General features: G+C 48.9%; 15 protein-coding genes. 3 read left to right on the forward strand and 12 right to left on the reverse strand.

What is annotated here, in order from left to right:
* Positions 1–4 precede the first annotated feature (4 nt).
* Both R2K28_RS11825 and R2K28_RS11830 read right to left on the reverse strand, forming a co-directional pair.
* On the reverse strand, positions 5–1,486 hold the full coding sequence (locus R2K28_RS11825; RefSeq protein ID WP_316364532.1) for a cytochrome c3 family protein: 1,482 nt from the start codon (positions 1,484–1,486) through the stop codon (positions 5–7).
* A gap of 122 nt (positions 1,487–1,608) precedes the next feature.
* Positions 1,609–2,520 (reverse strand): hypothetical protein, encoded by a 912-nt coding sequence (locus tag R2K28_RS11830; protein WP_316364533.1) that lies wholly within the window; start codon positions 2,518–2,520, stop codon positions 1,609–1,611.
* Positions 2,521–2,794: 274 nt separating this feature from the next.
* Between R2K28_RS11830 and R2K28_RS11835 the strand changes: the two genes are divergently transcribed.
* Both R2K28_RS11835 and R2K28_RS11840 read left to right on the forward strand, forming a co-directional pair.
* Positions 2,795–4,114: an NAD(P)-binding domain-containing protein gene (locus R2K28_RS11835; protein WP_316364535.1), complete on the forward strand. Its 1,320-nt coding sequence runs from the start codon at positions 2,795–2,797 to the stop codon at positions 4,112–4,114.
* A 22-nt stretch (positions 4,115–4,136) separates the two neighbouring features.
* Complete coding sequence (locus R2K28_RS11840; protein ID WP_316364537.1) at positions 4,137–6,155, forward strand: ankyrin repeat domain-containing protein; 2,019 nt, start codon at positions 4,137–4,139, stop codon at positions 6,153–6,155.
* A 53-nt stretch (positions 6,156–6,208) separates the two neighbouring features.
* Here R2K28_RS11840 and R2K28_RS11845 read toward each other — a convergent pair whose 3' ends face one another.
* Positions 6,209–6,544, reverse strand: coding sequence for a hypothetical protein (locus tag R2K28_RS11845; RefSeq protein WP_316364539.1), 336 nt, complete (start codon positions 6,542–6,544; stop codon positions 6,209–6,211).
* Positions 6,545–7,269: 725 nt separating this feature from the next.
* Entirely contained in the window at positions 7,270–7,656 is a 387-nt protein-coding gene (locus R2K28_RS11850; RefSeq protein WP_316364541.1) for a hypothetical protein, read from the reverse strand.
* Positions 7,657–7,961: 305 nt separating this feature from the next.
* On the opposite strand from R2K28_RS11850, the gene R2K28_RS11855 reads away from it, so the two are divergent.
* Positions 7,962–8,957: a transposase gene (locus R2K28_RS11855; protein WP_316364543.1), complete on the forward strand. Its 996-nt coding sequence runs from the start codon at positions 7,962–7,964 to the stop codon at positions 8,955–8,957.
* 460 nt (positions 8,958–9,417) lie between these two features.
* Here R2K28_RS11855 and R2K28_RS11860 read toward each other — a convergent pair whose 3' ends face one another.
* The 8 genes from R2K28_RS11860 to R2K28_RS11895 form a co-directional block, all read right to left on the reverse strand.
* On the reverse strand, positions 9,418–9,810 hold the full coding sequence (locus R2K28_RS11860) for a hypothetical protein (RefSeq protein WP_316364545.1): 393 nt from the start codon (positions 9,808–9,810) through the stop codon (positions 9,418–9,420).
* Positions 9,810–15,830, reverse strand: coding sequence for an RHS repeat-associated core domain-containing protein (locus R2K28_RS11865; protein ID WP_316364548.1), 6,021 nt, complete (start codon positions 15,828–15,830; stop codon positions 9,810–9,812). Before R2K28_RS11865 ends, R2K28_RS11860 begins: the two co-directional genes overlap by 1 nt.
* A 39-nt stretch (positions 15,831–15,869) precedes the next feature.
* Positions 15,870–16,250: a tetratricopeptide repeat protein gene (locus R2K28_RS11870; protein WP_316364551.1), complete on the reverse strand. Its 381-nt coding sequence runs from the start codon at positions 16,248–16,250 to the stop codon at positions 15,870–15,872.
* 107 nt (positions 16,251–16,357) lie between these two features.
* Positions 16,358–16,735 (reverse strand): DUF192 domain-containing protein, encoded by a 378-nt coding sequence (locus tag R2K28_RS11875; RefSeq protein WP_316364553.1) that lies wholly within the window; start codon positions 16,733–16,735, stop codon positions 16,358–16,360.
* A gap of 25 nt (positions 16,736–16,760) precedes the next feature.
* Positions 16,761–17,342 carry a hypothetical protein gene (locus R2K28_RS11880; RefSeq protein ID WP_316364556.1) on the reverse strand — a complete coding sequence of 194 codons (582 nt, stop codon included), beginning with the start codon at positions 17,340–17,342 and terminating at the stop codon, positions 16,761–16,763.
* Between the two features lie 41 nt (positions 17,343–17,383).
* Complete coding sequence (locus R2K28_RS11885; protein WP_316364557.1) at positions 17,384–18,304, reverse strand: type II secretion system F family protein; 921 nt, start codon at positions 18,302–18,304, stop codon at positions 17,384–17,386.
* Positions 18,305–18,338: 34 nt separating this feature from the next.
* Positions 18,339–19,187, reverse strand: a complete 849-nt coding sequence (locus R2K28_RS11890) for a type II secretion system F family protein (RefSeq protein WP_316364559.1) — start codon at positions 19,185–19,187, stop codon at positions 18,339–18,341.
* Between the two features lie 2 nt (positions 19,188–19,189).
* Positions 19,190–20,881, reverse strand: coding sequence for an ATPase, T2SS/T4P/T4SS family (locus R2K28_RS11895; RefSeq protein WP_316364562.1), 1,692 nt, complete (start codon positions 20,879–20,881; stop codon positions 19,190–19,192).
* Position 20,882: the final 1 nt, after the last annotated feature.

Genomic DNA, 20,882 nt, shown 5'->3' on the forward strand with positions numbered 1-20,882 from the left:
ACAGTCAACGAATGACCGGATCCTCAAATGTCTCTGTGCTATGGCAGCGATCACAGTGACGACCAAAGCCGCCGCGGTGAATGTCATCCCCCCGATGACAGCCATAACAATGGTTAGCGGATTGTTTATGTTCTGTTAGATCCTTCCGATGGCACTTGTCGCAGTAGATTTCACTATGCTTGCCCTCCAGCGGAAAGTCGGTCTGAGTATCATGATCAAAGGTCCACAACAACCAGGAATTCGGATTGTGGCAGCTACCGCACTTCTCCCCCATGCGACCCTCGTGGGGTTCATCGGCTTCATGACATGAGAGACAGGCAGATTCAGTTTGTTGGAATTCGGCATTCAAATGACAGGATTCACAGGTAGTTACACTATGAATACCTATCAGCGGGAAACGGGTGATGTCATGCTCGAAAAAGAGCTTAACGTTCCAGCCCAGTTCATTATGACAATAACCGCAGTCTTCACCCAGTTCATTCTTGTGTACATCGATAGCCCGATGACAGGTGATGCATTCAGCTTCTTTAAGATCGTCCATCTCAACGCTGCGATGACAGGCGGAACAGACCAGATCCTCATGCTTGCCCTTTAATGGAAATTCAGTGTCCTTGCCATGGTCGAACTTCACTTTGGTCCAACTCTCTGCAGAATGGCAATCCTGACACTTCTCACCATTGCGCCCTTTGTGCACATCATCCTTTTCATGACATGAAAAGCAGCTCTTGGGTAGCTGTTTCTCAAATGGACCCTGTTTATGGCAGGTATCGCAGGGAACATCCTTATGCCTGCCCTCGAGGGGGAATTTGGTATCCGCTCTATGGTCGAAATCCAGCTCCTTCCACTCTTCAGTACTGTGGCACTTGGCGCATACCTTGCCATAACGTCCATTGTGCGCGTCGTTGATCAGATGGCAGCCAACACACTCTTTAGGCGTGTTCTTGTAGTGATCACTGGCATGACACAATTTACAGTCCAGCTCCCTGTGCTTGCCAGTCAGCGGGTATTCCGTATCCAGATCATGGTCGAAGGATTGCTTACTCCAGCTCTTTTCGCTATGGCAGGTATCGCACTCCTCACCAAGCTTACCCTGGTGGGCATCATCTGATTCATGGCAGTCGAAGCATAGTGAAGGGGCTTGACTATATTTCTTATAATCCTGGGTATGACAGAGTTTACACGTCAGGCTGGTGTGGGCCCCCTTGAGGATGAAATCGGTTTGGCTGTGATCGAAGGATTCGCTATCCAGATTGACGATATCGCGCTCCCGGCCCTTGTGTTCCGTATGACATCGCTTACATTCTTGCACCTGTTCAGGGTCTAGCCTGCCATGAAAACCCTCGCCCTGTTTGATATCTTCGGCGACATCACTGTGATCATGACAGGAGAGACAACGCTCCACCTGATCCGCTTTCTTCAATGTCTCATGACAGCTTTCGCACTTTTCCTCAAACTCGGCATGACCGGAGATGACCGGACCAGGCATGAGAATAAGATCAAGCTTCCCAGCCATCACAGGATTAGTCGCTAAAAGCATGAGTAGACATAAACAAAAGGCGTGGTAGCCATTTCGAATCATCACGAAATCAGGATATGATCGTCTATTAATCAGTATGCATGGACTGCATAGACATGCACAAAACCGGTGATCACCATCATAATGAACAGCGGCATATGCAGCAGATGCCAGATAGCGAAGAGCCTCTCGTAGAAATGTAGCTCCAGAACCTGCCGAAGTATACTGCGATGTGCAAGCAACATACGCCGAATGCGCAATTGCTTGCGGCGTACCTTAGCCCTGTTCCACCCCTTTAGGTGGCCTGCAGCGAGAAGCTTTTTATTCAACTCGCGCATTACAGTGGGGTATATCCGGGCAGACATGATGCGCATTTTGAACCAGTGTTTGGCACTGGCAATCGGTCCCTTTGGCGATTCCATGACCAATTTCTCATACTGTTTCATGGTCTCCTTCGCCTTGGGTTGGAGTTCGAAAAGAGGACCGAGCTTCTTCTTCAGCTCCTTCGAATCTGCATGCAGGGATGAGAAAGTCGCCTTTTTACCATACAAACCGTAGTGGATTCGGGTATAGAAATAGCGGCCGAAGAGCCCGCTGATCGCTACAATCAGCATACTGTACAGGGCCACCTGACCGTTTAGGGACCCGATATGGAAGCTCGAATGCATCATGATCAGTACCGGGCCCAACACCCCGAATACCATGTGCAGGCGAAACCAGAATTTTACTGTCAGCCAATTATTCATGAAATGGAGTCGTTTGCGCATTGGATAGAGCAGCAGCATCAACATCAGGCTGCCCCCCACAATGCCGAACCAGTAGCCCCAGCCCGATTCCGCTGTCCAGACCGCCTCAGTATGGTTTAGCCAGCCCATATAGAGCAAAAGCATGGAAAACAGGGTAAACCCTAGGGTTGTTATGAGGCCTGTTCGACGCTGCCATGCGGAGAGAAACCTATCCATGCTTGTCTCATTAACGCTGGCCGGAATTGCGGCTGTATTCATCAAATCACCTGTAACTCTGGTATAAAATCAAACACTTATTCACAATTATTATTGAGTTGAATCTTATGCTCAGCCTCAATTTAGTATATGTTGCTATCTTATGTTGGGACAATTTTCCCATCTATGAATGACTTCACAAAAACAAACTCTGGCAACATTTATGTTTTCGGCAGATAGACCGAAATTATGAATAAGTGTGTAGAATCCTGGGATTCTATTACCTCAAAATGTGAACTATGGCACTCACTGTAAAATATCGAGTGTAAACAGGAAGATGCAGTATTCCTTAGAACTCTACATGATATATGCAATACCCATAATTCTGGTATGGGGAATCTATGTCATCTACACCAAGCGAAAGAGCAAACGCAACCTGGCACTGAAGACGGAGGAGTTCGAGGCCGGTCTGACCGAGCCTGCTTCCCTGCATCCCTTGATCGATCCGGGTAAGTGCATGGGGTGCGGCACCTGTGTCAAGGCCTGCCCTGAGCAGGCAAACCATCCGGTTCTCGGCCTGATCGATAACAAGGCGGAACTGATCGCCCCAACCAACTGCATTGGCCATGGGGCCTGTAAGACCGCCTGTCCCTTCGATGCCATTACCCTGGTATTTGGTACCGAAAAACGTGGTGTGGACATCCCGCTCCTGAAGCCTAATTTCGAGACCAGTATGCCGGGCATCTACATCGCTGGGGAGCTTGGCGGCATGGGGCTTATCAGAAATGCCATCGAACAGGGCTACAAGGCACTGGACTATATTGCCGAGGGGCTTACAAAGGCGGATTCCGCACCGCTGGATGTCTTCATCGTAGGCGCCGGGCCATCTGGCTTCTGCGCTTCCTTGAGAGCCATGGAGAAAAAACTGAAATACAAGACGGTTGAGCAGGAATCCCTGGGAGGCACCGTATTTCAATTTCCCAGGGGTAAACTGGTGATGACCGCTCCAGTGAAAATGCCAATGGTCGGTGAGGTAAAATTCACTGAAACAACCAAAGAGAAACTGTTGAGTTTCTGGCAGGACGTAGAGAACAAAACCCAGGTTAAAATCAATTATCACGAGCGGGTGGAGAAGATTTCACCCAGTGACAAGGGAGGATATGAGGTCAAAACCAATAAAGACGTCTATCATACCCGTACGGTGTTACTCACCATCGGCAGGCGTGGTACCCCCAGGAAGCTCGGCGTGCCGGGAGAGGACCTGAGTAAGATCACCTATCGACTCATCGACCCTGAGCAGTACAGGAATCAGCATGTTCTTATCGTCGGCGGTGGTGACAGTGCCTTGGAAGCGGCCCACAGCATTGCCGATGAACCGGGAACCACGGTAACCCTCTCCTATCGGAGTGGCGCTTTCAGTCGTGCTAAAAAGAAAAACAGGGCGAAAGTGGATGCCGCTGTGGACGCGGGTAGAATTAATCTGCTGCTCAGCTCGAATGTGGTTGAATTCACCCCTGAGAAGGTGACCATCGACAAAGGCGGAGACAAGATTGAGATACCCAACGATGCAGCTATCATATGTGCCGGTGGCATCCTACCAACAGGCTTCCTTAAAGAGACAGGAATCGATGTGGAAACCAAACATGGCACAGCGTAGAAGAGATAGCAGGAGCGCCCCCATGCGACCAATTGCGGTATGTCTGCTGACCTTACTGCTGTTCCAGTTTCCGCTACAGCTCCATGCAGCGACCCATGAAGAGGCGGAAGCGGCAGTTCGCATACGCAACTTCACCAAGGCGGCAGAGATCTATCAGGACCTCGCCCAGCAAGGTGATCAGGACGCACAATTTGCCCTGGGCGGGCTTTACCGTTCCGGTCGTGGCGTAAAAAAGGACCCGGCCAAGGCCTATCAATGGTTTCTCCAGGCGGCCAATCAAGAGCATGTGGAAGCGCAATATACAACAGGTACCATGTATGAACACGGCTGGGGGGTTAAAGCTGACCTAGTGACTGCCACGGACTGGTACCAGAAGGCCGCCTTCCACGGACATAAACTGGCGGAAAAAAAACTCGAACACCTGGCAACCTCATCTCCCACAGACGGCCTGAATGACCAGCAAATAACCGAGCTGTTCAATCGCGCGGCGGCCGCGGGTAAGACAGTCACCATTAAACGCATGCTCACCAGTGGCATTTCACCGGATACCCGGGATGAGTTCAGCCGCAGCGCACTCCATGAGGCGGCCATCAACAACCGTCAGGAGGTTGTGGAACTGTTGCTTGCCGCCGGTGCCAATCCCAATAGTAGCGACAGCCTGGGTGATACCCCTCTGCATTCTGCTTCCGGTCTGGGGCATGCCTCCATCGTACGCAGCCTGATCAAGGCTGGTGCCAAACTCGAAACCAATGATGCCAACAACAACACACCGCTATTGGTTGCAACCAACAGAAAACAGGCGCAGACGGTTGAAGCACTGATCCGCGGCGGCGCCAGAGTAAATGCGAAAAATCGCAATAAACAAACATCACTGGATCTGGCCGTACTACGCAAATATCACGTCATCGCCAAAAAGTTGAAGGCTGCTGGCGGTATAGCCACCCAGACTAAAAACTTAAGAAGCGAGTTTCCCGACCTGGCCAAGGTTAGTCAATCGGTGATGCCATCGAGAAACAAGGCAAACGAAGAGAGAAATCCTTTTGCCGGTTGGAGTACTCTTCACCTGGCCGCATGGCGGGGTCAGATGCCGCTTATTGAAGCCTTGTTGAAAGAGGGCTCCGACATAAACGGTCTAGATCCCGAAGGACTTACCCCGCTTAGCCGTAGTGTCTGGCAAGGACACAATGAAGTGGTCACACTGCTGCTTGAGAAAGGCGCCAATCCCAATCTTTCATCCGCAGCAAGTCCTACACCGATCATGCTCGCAAGTAGAGAGAACAACCTGGAGTTGGCACGACAACTGATCGAACACAAAGCAGCCGTCAATGTCACGGGTGAAAACAGCGTCACTCCCCTGCATATGGCTGTGGAACACAAAAATCCGGCGCTTGTGGAACTGCTGCTGACACAAGACGCTGATACAAACAAAGCAACCGATGACGGCATCACACCTTTGATACTGGCGGTTGCCAAACAGGAACCTAAGATTGTCAGTATGTTGCTGAAGCAAGGTGCCGCCGTCGATCAGGCTGACGATAAAGACAGGACACCGCTTTATCATGCAATTGACGCCGGCAACAAGAACATATTCCATCTGCTTATAAGTTCAGGCGCAAAGATCGACCTACACGCTAAAGACGGTCTCACGCCGATGATGCGCGCCGCATCCTTTGGCCATGCTGAATTAGTCAACGAACTGATACAGAAAGAACAGAACATCGACCGTGAAAGTAACAATGGTAATACTGCCTTGATGTTAGCGGCCGGTAACGGGTCAGTCTATACCGTCGACATCCTGCTACGTTATGGCCCAAACATTAATCACCACAATCATGCCGGCAATACAGCGCTGATGCTGGCGGCGGAGCAAGGCAATATGGAAGTGGTGAAACGCCTGCTGGAAGTCAAGGTCGATGCCCACCATCTCAACCTACGTCGAGAAAACGCTGAGACTCTCGCCCGCCGTAGTGGCAATGATGAGGTGGCCGACTATATCGAAAAAAACAAGGGTAGTGGCGGCTTGCTTGACCTGATGCGCTAAGTTCGTCCAGAGTCGGAATACTATCACTATAACTGTCATAGTCTTGTTAGTTGTTAAGACTCTGTGCTTTCCACCACTTTATCGAAAGATCGGATATATGAAATCCACATGGCAAAGGGTCCAATAATAAAAACCCCCAACAACGTCAACATACTCCATAGTGTTGGGTTTCTGCCGGTCTCTTTAGCAAATTTTCCAATATTGATGACGTAGGAAATGGTTGCAATCACTGCTATAGAAAACATGATAACGGAAGTGAGTGAGGGCATTAGAATCCAACCTGTTACTAAAGCAACATGTGTAATCCAAAATGGAAAATCCAAGGTGTTTCTCACTGGTTTATCCACATTCGCTGCTGATATAGCTTGTTGACTAGTTTCCCTATTCATTACCCTACTCCTTTGTTTACCGTGATCGTATCTACTCGCATCTAAAGCATGCTTGTATTTTAGCTTGTTGATATTGATTCTAATGTTGAATAAATAATACCATTTAGATTACTCTCAGGTAAATTCTGATAGCCCTGTTTAGCGGTTAAAAAGATTCCCTGAAACTCACGTATCCTGCATATAGACACTGTAAAGTACGATCTGTCCCTATATCCAATTATCGGATATACAATACTTCATTGAGTATCACTAATTCACTGTTTTTCAAAACAGGCTAAGGCCTTATCCGCACCGGCGCAATCACCGCATCTCTTGTCTGGACTGGTAAACTGAACCACTGAATATTTGTGCGTCTCGAGATGCTCTGGCAATTCCACTGGTTCTATATCAATGACCTCTGCCTAAACCGTCAAAGCGATAAAGGCGAGTACAACTCCCTGCACCTTTGTTAGGTTATTTATGTGCATCTTGTTAACTCTCCCTGTTTTTTTATGACAGATATCAGACTTGTATTTGTTTTCTTCTGGTCACTCGATGCGCCGGTAAGGATGTCCTTCGCCCCGAACGTAATTGTATATTTTTTATCTTTGTCCAGATAACTCGTGCGATCCACATCGATTTCCTGATCGAAAATATAAGGGAGGTTCAGTGACCCCTTTACTTATCTCAATTTCCTACGACCGTTAAATTGGGAAAAAATACGATGGTAATTTGGTGCTCTACAGTCATAGTCCGAACATCTTTCTCAATTCTGTTACAGATTGTTTTCCCGAATTAAAGATAATAACAGGATTTTTTGGAGTTATCGGTCTTGTTAGAATACTTATCTGATTCTGGCCAAACCATAGCATCATAACTGTCTCGCTATTACCCTCAAACCTAACAGCATGCTTGGGCTCTTGGTTAAGCCATTCACCTGTTCGCTTCCATACTCCCATACCTTTATCTATAAAATTATAAATCCGATCGATCAATGATAGTTCAGAAATAACTTTAATAGTCTCATCCGATTTAGAACGAATAATTCCATGGTATGAAGAATCATGACCTATGGAAATTATTTCAATTGCTTTAAGCTCTTCCCGTTCCGGCAATTTTAAATCGACTTTCACAATACACCCCGATGTTGCCAATAGCAGCAACAAAAGACAGACTTTGATCAACTCAATTCTACGGAGCAAGCATGGTATCATTTTCACGTCCAGTATTATGGTGGCATGTGACCAGGTGTTGTAGGACTGGGCGGTGGTGTGGAACGGAGTGGTATGTGACCATGTGTAACCAAAGGATCTTCCACATCCACCTGAACTTGGCCACCAACCGTTAAAGCAAACAAACCGGACACCCATCGACAATTTGCCAAAATTGTTTAAATCTAGCAATCTCTATCCATCACCAGCTATCAAGGAGTGATACGATGCCCAAGCCAAGGAAAGCCCTGGTTCTACTGGAAGAAACACCCTACTATCATTGCGTCTCCCGCTGTGTACGCCACGCCTTTCTCTGCGGCGTGGACACCCTTACTGGCAAAAGCTACGAACACCGACGCCAGTGGATCGTCGATCGCATGAAGTTACTGGCCGATATCTTTGCGATAGATATCTGTTCTTATGCCGTACTCCATAACCATTACCACGTCATTCTCCATGTCGATACTCAGCTTGCTACCGGGTGGAGCGAGCATGAGGTGATCGAGCGCTGGGAGCGCCTCTTTTCGCTCCCGATGGTTGTCCAACGCTATCTGGGTAAAGAGCCCATCACGCAAGCAGAGCGCGATACGGTTTCTGAACTGCTGACTAAATGGCGTATCCGGCTTCACGATATCAGCTGGTTTATGCGCTGTATCAATGAACCGATTGCCCGCCAAGCCAATAAGGAAGATGGTTGTACGGGGCGCTATTGGGAGGGAAGGTATAAATCCCAGGCGCTGTTGGATGAGAAGGCCCTCGCGGCCTGTATGGCCTATGTGGATCTCAATCCGGTGCGGGCTGGATTGGCAGAGACATCTGAGCAGTCTGAGTATACGTCTATCAAAGAGCGTTCCCATCATTTCAAGCAGGACCCAGGCAGTGCTGATGAACCCACCACGCCTAGCGGTCTGTTACCTTTTGCCGGTTACCCACGCCAGGATATGCCCAAGGGACTATCCTTTCGTCTTAAAGACTATCTTGAACTGGTCGATTGGACGGGGCACGCCATCCTGGAAAATAAACGGGGTTACATTCCTGATCATCAACCTCCTGCTCTTGAACGATTACAGGTCGATCCCAAGCATTGGCTCTATATGACGCAGCATTTCGAGAGTCGCTTCAAAGGACTGGTGGGTGCAAGTCATGCGCTGAAGGCGGCCTGTCGCAAACTGGAGTTTCGACGAACGCCTAATCTGGGTGCCGTGGTGCAGTTACTCAGTTAGCTTATTCTTTCAAACTGCAAACAGATAAAGCAATCAGCGCATGCTGAGGAGTTGTTGTGCCTGATACTGAGAAATCACCCAGCAAACACCTGGTCAAACCCGTAGACGTGTCGATTTTCACTTAATCACACTTTCTTTCGCAGTTATTTCTGACTAGATCTTATGGCGTCATATTGATTCTTTACCCGTCGGAAGGAGGGATATTTAGGGATGGGTGTCTAGTATCTCCTCTGTATCTCCATCCGGAGGGTTAGTTGTGTGTGAAACCGAGAAATCACTCAGTAAGCACCTAGTCAAATCCGTAAATCTGTCGATTTTTCACTTAATCACACTGTATTTCGCTGATATTTTTGACTAGATCTTATGGCAGTCTTATAGATTCTTTGCCCGTCGGTAGGAGGGGTATTTAGGAATTGGTGTCTTCATTATATTCCCTGTATTTCCACATATTCGCTTCGTCTCACCATTTAATGAATGGAAACATCTCTCTAAAGTGCTTTTCAATGTGGGATTGTTCTTCCAAGGCCTTCAATGCATCCTCTCTGTTAACAGAGTCACTTTTATGATTGAGATTACGTTTGTAGGCAATTCCATCAAGCGCATTCTCTTCTTGATTCGTGCCTTCCCAACTGGGAGTAAAACCAATGACTGATTGCCGCTTTAAGGTGTAGTCATATTTTTCATCGATATCTAAAATCTCAAAGAGATAAGTTGGCACATTTTCCGTGTGTTGAATGACATAATATATCCACTCCTTGAACTCTGAAAAGGAGATTGCGTTGGCAACCAGGCAGGTTGAAGCAAATCCAATATCTTCACTATTACCCTTAGTCAGTCTATATGACCTGGTCACTACAAACCACCTGATATAGCTTCACCACCCACATGACCTGTCCTTCTATGTATATCTCGATCAATTAGTTGCATTCGTCCTGTGTCTTGATGATGATGCCATGTAAGCCTTGGGATATTAGCTTGGCCAGATTGAATAGCTTGGAGTTGATCAGGTTCAAACCTTGAACGTAATTGAGGATTATTATTAAGCTGATCTCTTAAGTCACGTGTAGCCATTCTCATTTGTGACTGATAGCTGACACTTCTGAACTCATTGATATTTAATCGAGTATCATAAAATGCCACATCATCAAAAATTGGAAATCCTCGATTGTCATACACAATACCAGTTGCTGGATGTCTTTGTCCAGCCAAGCTGACTCTCGGTGCACTATACGGTGGAATAGTAGTTGATGTTACGTTGCCTCCATAAAAGTTTTCATAATTCTCACGCCATGCCCTAGGTTCATAAAAATTATTAGACCTTGTTCTCCAAACACGCTCATATGTTTCATCTGTGATATGCCTCACGCGATTTAACGCAGCGTGACCAGCACCCCTGACCACTCTCAACATATCCTCAAGCGCTTCACCCACCCGTCGAACACGCCCAAGACCCAATGTCAATGCGTCAATCGCAGCATCCTGAAGCGTCAATGGTACAAACATTCCCACTGTTGCCACAGTCGCTGCCGCAAACATTTCACGGGCCTGCGACTGGTTGCTCATCTGCTCATCCATCAACGGCATCATGCCGTTATCGATCATTTCATTATTGATCGTTTGTAGAGCGTCGATGTAGCGTTCCATTGCCTCTTCGGCATCTCGCTCGAGTATCATTCGGCGTTGACATACAGCAGGATCTGTTGTCTGAACTCGGCCACTGCAATCAAGCGTACCACCATACTCCTGAATATGTGCGTTGAGTGCCTCTTGATTCCTGTTGGCATCGATTTCTGTATGCCAGACCCGCTCGTCACTGTGCAGTCGTGTCTGATAACGTGCCAAAATCTCCTGGTAGAGCTCATAGATATCTACCAGTAATGGTTCGTTACGATCCTGTGGCAGATTGGCAAGTAAGGCAGCCAGATCTTCGTGGGTGAGCAGGCTACCCAAAGACATCATAAGCTCTTCTGCAATCTGCTCATCAGTAGCGCCCGCCGGAATGGCGATATGCATGCGCTGGCCGTCGTAGGTCGGGAGATGGCCGATCGCTATACCGACTACATCTACTTGGTCCTCACTCAGACCAGGGTAGTGGAGTTGCAGTTGATTGCCGCTTCTCACCCAACCATGAATACTGCCCATATTAAATGGCTGATCAGTATATTCCGCCAGAATGCCATCAATGGTGTCGCCATAGATGATACCTGGAAGTCCTGTGCCACCTCTGAGATTACCGAGTCCCAACTGGAACGCTTCCGGTACATTAACATCCTCGATGCAGATCGCAGGCGCACCTGTGGAGGCAAAATCATCGATTAACCTATCCCCATACTCCTCTCTATCGAGGGTTGATAGATAGTCAGTCAGTTCGCCGGCATCTATCTCTGGGGTTCCAGGCATGGGATAGAGATCAAATATATTAACCGGCTCCGTTGAGCCATCTGGACCATCCGGAATCCATTGTGGGATACCGTTGACCATCTCCCAGTAGAGTCCCAGTGGGTCAATGGTATTCAAGGGGTTCCCACCCACATAGGCATAGGTATTCAACCCACCCTTCAGACCAATCGGATCACTGGTCAGGTATCTTCCCATATGTGGATCGTAGTCACGCTGGTAGTTGTAATAGGTCCCGCTCTCCTTGTCTTCATATTGCCCAGGGAACCTGATATTCAACGTGATCTGTTGCTGTTCAATGCTGATCAACCCAAACGGACTGTAGACTGCCGACCAGACGCTTTGCTGCGCTTCATTAGTCACCGCTCTCGGCGCACCCAGATGGTCAGTATGGATCGCATAAGCTGTCTTGCCCTCCAGCTTGAGGATAGGCCGTTGCTGATGATAGAGATATTGCGCAGTAACTTTACCGCTTTCATCTGCCTCTGCTGTCAGCTGATGCCCGTCATACAGGTAGTAGGTGACCTTGGGGTGTTGTGTATTCGTATACACGACCTTCTTGATTCGCTCACCAAAGCGGTTGTAGGTGTAGGCTGCCACCAGGGTCTTGTTTTCCGGATCATTGGGATCAACCCGGTAGAGTCTCACGGGTCGTTGATGGGCATCGTATTCATACAGACGCTCACCGATCTGCTCGGGACTGCCTGTAGGATTGTATCGGTACTCCTTGGACACGCCCTTGTCTTGGCTCAGCAACCGGTTGCCTTCGCCCGGGTCGGGGTATTGGTTTTGCTGAGTATTGGTATTACCATCTGGGTCGGTGTGTTGTTTGAGTGTGCGATTGCCCAAGCTGTCGTAGGCGTAGCGATAGCTACCCAGCTGGGTCTCGGCCTGGGTTAGTCGTCCGAACAGATCATAGTCGTAGTTTTGCAGCATGCCGTCGGTGTCGATACCGGTGATTCTGCCCTGCTCGTCATATTGGTACTGCAATTTGAGTTGTTTACTGTGATCGATCGCGGTAACACGGCCCAGCTTGTCATGCTGTCTAATCTCTTTGAGCCCGTTACTAAAGCTGAGACCCGTAGTGCCATCGCTTTCGTCCTGGTCGATCTCGCCCACCAGTGGGGTCTCACTGAAACCCATCAGCGCTTTTCGCGTGATAGCCCTGAGTTGTCCCTTTTGTGTCCCCGCCAGATAGTAGTGGTAGCCTAGGGTTTGACCATCGGGCAGGGTCTTCTGGCTGAGTTTGCCCACTTCATTGTAGGCGTATTCGGTGATAAATCGATGGCCGTCTATATGACGGCTGTGCTGGATCAGGCGACCCTGGTCGTCGTAGGCAAAACCCTCGTGGCTGTTGGCATCGGTGAGTTGGGCCAGGCGACCGGTAGCGGAATCGTAGTCCAGGGTGGTGGTGCCACTCGGGGTGGTCTCCTCGATGAGGCGGTTGGCGGCATCGTAACGATAGGTGGTTGTAACATTCTGGGCATCGGTCTTTTGGATGCGGTTACCTGCGCTGTCATAGGCATAGCGTACCTCACCGGTGTCGGGGTGACTTTGTTGGATGAGGTTGCCAAAGTCATCCTTGCGATGTGCTGTGGTGTTATGGCGGGGATCAGTGAGACCGCTGGCTTTACCATTCTCATCATAGTGAAGCTGGGTGACTCGATTACCCGGCTGGGTGACCGCAAGGAGTTGGCCGAGGCCATTGTAATCCATGGCGGTGGCATAACCTTGGGGATCCTGGACTTCAGTCAGGCGGCCCGCTTCATCATAGGTGTATTGGATCTGTCCCTGGGGGGTCTGACTCGTGCTGAGTCGGCCCTGGGCATCGTAGAGGTAACTCACGGTGGCCAGGAGCTGGCCCTGGGCATTCTTTAGGCTACGTTGGGTGAGGCGACCTTCGGTGTCGAGGGCTTGTTCGATGCGATTGCCGAGGCTATCTTCCAGGCCGCTGGCCCGGCCGGCCTCGTCGTAGTCGAGGGTAACCTGTTTGCCGTCGGGATCGGTGATACCGGTGAGATTCCCCACACCATCGTAGTTATAGCTTACCGTCTGTTGGCCTTGGGTGACTTGGGTGACCTTGCCCCGGCTGTCGTAGCTAAGGGTCAGTGGGGCCTGGCCACTGCTGTGGACTTGCTGCGGGCGTCCATAGGTATCGTATTGGGTGATCCGCAGGGTGCGCCCGTCTGGGGTTTTGAGTTGGCTCAGGCGTTGCTGACTGTTGTAGCTAAGCCGAATCTGGTCTTCCACATCCTCACGCGGGCCATCGATGACGATAAGGTTACCATTTTCGTTGTATTCAAGGTTCGTGGTGCGCTGGATGGGCGTAAAACTGCCATCCATTTCGGGACGGAAACCGCTCTCGGTAAGCTGGGTGGGCTGGCCCTGGGGATTGTAGTGGTTATCCAGGCGATGTTCGCCCTGGGGATTCACGCTGGGGCGGATCACCGCACTGGGTTTCTGGTCGGTTTCGTTTTCGTATTCGTATTCGTAGCGCGCAAGCATTTGCGAGGGTGCCCCTGCCACTTCGCGGGTGACTTCGATGGTGCGGCCCTGTTCGTCATAGCTATAGTGCTTGGTCATGCCATCCTTGGTGGCAATCTCGATCAGTTGCAGGTTGTCGTTGTAGCGGTAGCTCACATCGCCCGGGCCACAGGTGGAACAGCCGGGGCCGTGGATGGCGGTAACCAGGGCCACGCCATCCCGGATCTCGGTGATATAGGTACTGACCTTGCCCTGGCTGTCGGTCACTCGGGTTTCGCCGGGGGTGCTGAAGTCGAGGCTGACCTGGCCTACCTGGTCGGCATGGGTGCTGAGGATAGCCCGGTCCTGGTCATCGTATTCCCAGCTGGCGTAACGGATACCCCGCTCGTCGGTGATGCCGGTGAGATTATGGTTGTCGTGGGGATCGTCATAGTGGTAGATCCGCGTGGCGCCGCCATCCCGGATGACCTGGTGCAGGTTGCCCACCGCATCGTAGCGGTAGCGGGTTGCCTTACCACTGGGATCGTAGAGTGCCATGAGGCGGCCGTTGGGGTAGTGGTCCAGGCTCAACTCGCGACCCTGGGGATCGCGCACCAGGAAGAGTTCGCCCTGGGGGTTGTAGAAGAGGCGCAGGGTCTGGCCGATGGCCAGGACAAGACGTTGTAGTTGGCCTTGGGGGCTGAACTGGAGTTGCCGGCCGTCGCGCCAGTGCCAGGTGAGTTGTTGCTCATTGACCCGCAGCCAGCCGTCGCTTATGCGCGGAGCGTTGTAATGTTCTGGGGTGTCGCTGGGGCTGAAGTGGATGACCCGGCCGTCGCTCTGGCGCAGGCGGTAGCCTTCGCCTTCGGGCTGGAGGCTCAGATCGTAGCTGTGGCTCCAGCCATGACCCAGGGGGCCTTTGTAGTTGCTGTGGCTGTTGTAGTGGCGCTCAAAAAGCAGACCCAGGGAGCCGGGTAGCGCCGATAGATCGACTTCCTGCTGGTATTTGTTACCAGTGACCACATGGATAGGATTGCCGGCGTGAGTGCTGGCTATGCCATTGCTTTGCGCGGTGGGACTCGAAGTTTCGCCATCGTTGTTACTGCGATTGCAAGGGTCATTGCCCTGGTCATCACCATCGGCGATGGGGGTTAGATTATCACCATCGTTGCCGTCACCATCTTCGGTATCTTGGCCATCCCCCGTTGATGGGGAGTCTGGATCATCTGTTTCTTCGTCATCACCACCCTGCCCATCTTCATCGTTCGGGGGAGTACCGCCGGTGTCGGAATCATCCTCAGGTGATGGCGGGGTACCGCCACTGCCGGGGGTTTCAACATGCACATTATTATCATCCCGCCAGGCGTCCGACTGCATACGCACTGTCGCCACCGAGGTGATCGGCAGGCGCCGTGAATTGTAGTAGTTGATATTTTCCGGATCGAAAATCCGCATCACCGCGGGAATCACCCGGTCCATCAACGGCACCTTGAGCTGGTAGCCGTAGGTGACCTTGATCTTCAGCAGATTGGCGTCCTGGATGTTGACGCCACTGTCGCCTACATCGGTACTACGCCAGCGCAGGTGGCTGTTGGGGATACCGAAGTGAACATCGCCGCTGCGGGGATTGACGATATCGCGACCGAACTCGTCGAAGGCCTCGATGGTGGGGTTGATGATATCAATCTCGGTAAAGCGGCTGTCCTGCACATCAAGGCTGGAACGGGTGATCGCGGAAACCGCCCTTTCCGCGCTGCCGTCGCCACCGAACAGGGGAGCCAGACGCAGGCCCAGTTCCTCGCGCATGGCATCACTCTGGGCATGCTCCACAGCCCCAACCCGTGCCGCTTCGAAGGTGGCGTAGTTGATCGTGGTCTTGGCGTCGAACAGTAGCGCGGTCTGCAGGCTGCCCAGGCCCATCAGCAGTAGCGCCGGCAGTGAAACCAGGAGTTCCACCATCGCTGCGCCTCGTTGGCAGCCGTTCCAAAGTTTCATGTTCCCTTTGATGATCATCCCTGACTCCAAGAATAATTTAGTTCAATACGGATGCGTTCAGTATCGGATCAATCCTTTGGCCGGTGATGGCAGATCACTGACCGGTTTGTAGATGATCCCATGCAGCTTGTTTAGCTTGTCCTGTACGATTACACGTTCGTAACTCTCTTTCTCTGCTAAGCTGTAGGCTTTTTCCAGAGACTGTCGGGCAAGCAGCATATATGCCTCACCTAAGTTATGGTGTGGCTTTGGTTGACGGGGGTCTCGTTGTATAGCCGACTCGTATGCGTGAATTGCCGCTTCAAGGTTGCCTTGGTGCAAACGTGCATTGCCCAGTCTAAACCAGGCATAAAAGTCGTTGGACGCGATTTGAGTGATCGAATGATAGTGCTGCTCCGCCTCAACCCACCTACCCTGGGCATAGGCTCTGTCTGCCATTTCCAAGCGAGAAAATGCTTTGACCTTGGTGCCTCCACCACTACATGCTGATATTGTAAATAGAGACAATACCAATAATAATCTTAATATTATTTTGTTACGCATGATCACTCTTTATCCACGACTTGTAATTCGAATCGATCATTGACCTTTATGCCCTGCTTTTGAATCATGCCCTGATTCAACTCAAGGGTATAATATGCACCTCTTGCCGATGCAGTTCGAAAGGGCTTAACTCCCTCTGTGCATTTCAATACTTTTCCTGATTTATCCATGAAAACCAGATCCAACGCGTAACGCATTCCAATGGTATGCACGGCGGAGCATCTTTTTAACAGTAACCCCCCAGTATCTTCCATACTCTTTTTACCCATTAAACCTCTGAGACGAGTGAAATAACTATCGGCCATCTGGACAGTAAAATTCGGGGTCGCTGTTGGCCCTAAGCTGTCAATACTCTGTTTTTGTAACTCGATGATTTTCATGATTACATTCGTGACTGTATATTTATTACTCTATATTCTCTTCGTCAGTAGTGCCGCTGGGTTCGTCGTCTATGGCTTCCGTGGATATATTCACAGAATAAAAACCATCTCCCGCAAACGCCTCTAAGCTTGCCAGGTAGCCGCTACAAGATGTATTGGTTCTTACAATTATGTGTTTTGTACCATGGTATCTCTCTGTCTTGGTCTCATAGAGTATTGGTTGACCAGTACCGCTCACCAGTTCCTGAGGGTGATCTACTACTCCATTATTATTGAGGTCGTCATACAGATAGAAAATATATTCATTGTTGTGTTGAGGTGGCGAAGTGCTGTTTGATGGAGATAGGTAAATTGCGAGATCCGCCTCTCCGATCGGGCTACCGTTGGAATCTCTGACAGTGATCACAAAAACATTATCCTGATAGTAATCCTGAGATACCACACAATTGCCATTCGAATCGAGTAAGTCTGAAACAAACCAGGTTTGTTCAGTTGGTGCAATAGTCACGGTTGTGTCCGGCCCAAGTTGATCAGTGTTGTTACAGCCAAAAAATGCGGAGCTGAGCAGAACAACAAGAGAGATATTGATTAATCGGTTATGTTTCATTTTTCTATTGCATTTGAGTGAATATAATTGCTGATAATATGTTAACCAGGCCAGTTGAATGCCCAGATCAGTGGTTTAAAAATTGGCCAGTTCAAGACACCTTTCTGGATCGCACTGCTGAGAATTACAAATATGATGATCAGGAATGTGTTAGGGAAGATAAACATGACCAATGGACCTAGTAACTTGACTGGTGCTTCCATTGCCATTTTCTCTGCCTTTTGAAATCTTGCTGTGCGCAACTGGTCAGCCTGGGCCTTGAGTACCGGACCTAGACTGGAGCCTGTTTTCTCAGCTTGTATAATACTACTGACAACACTCCTCATGGCTTCGTTGTCAACCCTATCTGACAGATCTCGCAAAGACTCCGCCCTGGGTTTACCAGCACGAATATCCCTAATAACACGGCTGAACTCCTGCCTGAGAGGACCGCCTGTTGCTTTGCTTATCGCCTGTTGCAGCCCACCCGTAAAGTTGGTACCCGCTTCAACGGCAAGAATAATTACGTCCAAATAGAAGGGGAGATCTCTGAAAATGCTTTTACTACGTGCCTGTGTTGCCTCGCGCAACCACAATTCCGGATAATAAAATCCTGCTAACAGCCCAAGGAAAATAAAATACCAAGCTGTAGTATTTAACATGCTTTGCAACAAATAGACGAATGCAGCACCGAATAATGCGGCCATCACCTTACCCGCAAAAAACTGATCAGGACTGAGCATATAATCAAGTCCTGCTTTTCTGAGTCGTAACAAAGTCACAATGCGATAATTTTGTGAGATAAATCCATTAAAATAATGTACAAAAGCATTGATCAATGGCCAGGTGAGTCTAAAACCGAGCGGAGGACGATCAAGATAAGAGCGATCCTCATCCGGAACGATGGCAAACACCTGATAAGTGTTCCATACGATCAACGCAAGCATTCCACCTATCAACAAACTTATGATGAATAAATCCATTTTTTAAAGTTACTATATATGTTGATTATGTTATTTAAATATCAATGTTGACTATTTTTCTAATCATCATCCCACCAATAAACTCATTGATGAATATGATGCCCAGAAAGATCCATCCAAGCAGGTTCGAGAAAATCGGTGAAATGTTTTCCCTGTCTACAAAGTAGAGGGCTAATATTATGAAAAATGGCAGCATCCCTACCACCCATCCCTGAAGTACTCCCTGGGATGTCAGCGCCTTTATCTTCCCTTCCATCTCCATCTTGCGACGCAAGGTATCAGACAGACGGCGAAATATTTCTGAAAGATTCCCTCCAACCTCATTGGCAATCTGTGTTGCTGTAACAACCAGGTCCAACTCCTCTGCCTGAACCCGTTCTGCGAGATTATCCAAAGCCTCAGCGAGTGATTTTCCTAATCTTTGTTCACGCAGGACCAGTGAAAATTCCTGACTGATAGGCCCTCTTGTTTCATTGACCATGGTTTCCATGGCCGAGGTGAATGTCTGGCCTGCACTCATACCGCTCGCTATTTGCGCTAATGCATCGGGCAATCCATGGACGAATTTCAACTTACGTTGAGCTTCAAGTCGTAGGAAAAAGAATTTCGGCAGTATTAACAATGCCAGTACTGACAGGATTACATAGAACGTAGATTGAGTAAGTAGATAGATAGTAACCGGCAGGACAAGTAATGTAATTACATTCAGTATAAAAACTCTTTTTGCGTCAATGAAAAGGAAAAGATTTTCCAGTTTACTCTCAGTCTGCTCTGTAAATGTTGCCTGATAACGCTCAAAACCATGCACACTGAATGTGAGAAAAACCCAGATCATGACACTGATCGCGATAAATAAAAATGCTAGTATAAGATAGATATCCATAATCAATAATCGTTATGGTTCTGACCAAAGATAGATAGATCAACAGGCACACCTATCAGCTTTAACTCCTCATAAAATGCGGGTATAAAGCCAGTGGCCTTAAATTCACCAACAACCTTTCCTTTTTCATCCACACCCCGTTGCTTGTACTCAAAGATATCCTGTAACTGAATGGTACTGCCTTCGATACCTGTCACCTCGGTGATCTTGGTGATTTTTCGCGAGCCACAGGAGTAACGAGTCTGCTGAACAATTATATTGACCGCTGAAGCCACCTGTTCACGAATAGCTGAGACAGGCAGATCCATGCCTGCCATCAATACCATGACTTCAAGTCTGGATAATGCATCCCGAGGACTATTCGCATGAGCAGTTGTCAAAGAACCGTCATGTCCCGTATTCATTGCCTGAAGCATATCCAGAGCCTCACCCCCTCTGCACTCACCTACTACTATCCTATCTGGTCGCATACGTAAGGTATTCTTAACCAGTTCGCGTATGGGCACTGCACCCCGACCCTCGAGATTTGGCGGTTTGGCTTCCAAGGAAACAAGATTTGGTTGATCCAGCTTCAATTCCGCTGCATCTTCCACAGTAACAATTCTTTCGCTATCGGGAATAAAACTGGAAAGCACATTGAGCAAAGTGGTTTTTCCAGAACCAGTACCGCCAGATACTATTATATTTTTCCTCTGTTCAACACATATCCTAAGAAAGTCGACCATCTCCTGATTGATCGATCCAAAAGCGATGACATCCTCAAATGTGAGCTTCCGTTTTGCAAATTTACGTATAGTCAGGCTGGGCCCTTTGATAGCCAAGGGGGGAATAATAGCGTTGACTCTTGAACCATCCTTTAGGCGCGCATCCACCATTGGACTGCTTTCATCGATCCGTCTACCTAATGGGGTGATAATCCTCTCGATTACGGACATTACCGCCTGATCACCACTGAAACTCTCACCACTGTCGACCAGTCTCCCCCCACGCTCTACAAATATTTCCTTATGGTTGTTGACCATGACCTCAGTAATCTCATCATCATCCAGAAAACTCTCAAGGGGCCCTAACCCAACCGCTTCATTTAAAACATTTAAACGTAACCGTCCTATATCCAATTCTTTTGGAAGATCATTACTTAGGCGTAAAATTATTTGATCCAGAAGAGACTCTGCTTCATCCTTAAGTTGACTGTCTGACATGCTGTGCACATCTTTGCGACGAAGATCCATCTCAGCGATCAACTGCTCATGTATAATTCCAGTCCAGTACAGAACAGCTTTTTGGTTTTCTTGATCAGGCCTATTATCCTTAATGTTGTCCTCATGCCCAATACTATCTGCCTTGTTTCCACCAATAGCCACTGTTGCCACACTCTCAGTAGATTGTTGCTGAGTCATGGCAAATTTTGATTCTATTTTTAGAGTTACATCACCAATCGTTATCTCATCATGCTCATTGATCGGCCCATAGTTGACAACACGTTCTCTATTGACCCATGTTCCGGTAATACTGCCCAGATCTTCAATATGAACCTGATTATTCTGGGCGTAGAGTGAAGCATGCTTTTTTGCAATATGGCGATGCTTTAAAACAAGATCATTATGACGAGCGCTGCCGATGACACACCGATCTCCTTTGATCGAATGGCGTACACGCCGTTTTCTTCCTTGTTGATATAAAATCTCAAACATG

Source organism: Candidatus Thiodiazotropha sp. CDECU1, from assembly GCF_963455295.1.
Classification (GTDB): Bacteria; Pseudomonadota; Gammaproteobacteria; order Chromatiales; family Chromatiaceae; genus Thiodiazotropha.

What these genes read in the sequence shown, in the direction of transcription:
- R2K28_RS11880 (WP_316364556.1), bottom strand. Translation starts at nt 17,342, where the DNA reads ATGAAACATAACCGATTAATCAATATCTCTCTTGTTGTTCTGCTCAGC.
- R2K28_RS11875 (WP_316364553.1), bottom strand. Translation starts at nt 16,735, where the DNA reads ATGAAAATCATCGAGTTACAAAAACAGAGTATTGACAGCTTAGGGCCA.
- R2K28_RS11825 (WP_316364532.1), bottom strand. Translation starts at nt 1,486, where the DNA reads ATGCCTGGTCCGGTCATCTCCGGTCATGCCGAGTTTGAGGAAAAGTGC.
- R2K28_RS11885 (WP_316364557.1), bottom strand. Translation starts at nt 18,304, where the DNA reads ATGGATTTATTCATCATAAGTTTGTTGATAGGTGGAATGCTTGCGTTG.
- R2K28_RS11845 (WP_316364539.1), bottom strand. Translation starts at nt 6,544, where the DNA reads ATGAATAGGGAAACTAGTCAACAAGCTATATCAGCAGCGAATGTGGAT.
- R2K28_RS11830 (WP_316364533.1), bottom strand. Translation starts at nt 2,520, where the DNA reads ATGAATACAGCCGCAATTCCGGCCAGCGTTAATGAGACAAGCATGGAT.
- R2K28_RS11835 (WP_316364535.1), top strand. Translation starts at nt 2,795, where the DNA reads ATGCAGTATTCCTTAGAACTCTACATGATATATGCAATACCCATAATT.
- R2K28_RS11890 (WP_316364559.1), bottom strand. Translation starts at nt 19,187, where the DNA reads ATGGATATCTATCTTATACTAGCATTTTTATTTATCGCGATCAGTGTC.
- R2K28_RS11865 (WP_316364548.1), bottom strand. Translation starts at nt 15,830, where the DNA reads ATGATCATCAAAGGGAACATGAAACTTTGGAACGGCTGCCAACGAGGC.
- R2K28_RS11840 (WP_316364537.1), top strand. Translation starts at nt 4,137, where the DNA reads ATGCGACCAATTGCGGTATGTCTGCTGACCTTACTGCTGTTCCAGTTT.
- R2K28_RS11855 (WP_316364543.1), top strand. Translation starts at nt 7,962, where the DNA reads ATGCCCAAGCCAAGGAAAGCCCTGGTTCTACTGGAAGAAACACCCTAC.
- R2K28_RS11895 (WP_316364562.1), bottom strand. Translation starts at nt 20,881, where the DNA reads ATGTTTGAGATTTTATATCAACAAGGAAGAAAACGGCGTGTACGCCAT.
- R2K28_RS11870 (WP_316364551.1), bottom strand. Translation starts at nt 16,250, where the DNA reads ATGGCAGACAGAGCCTATGCCCAGGGTAGGTGGGTTGAGGCGGAGCAG.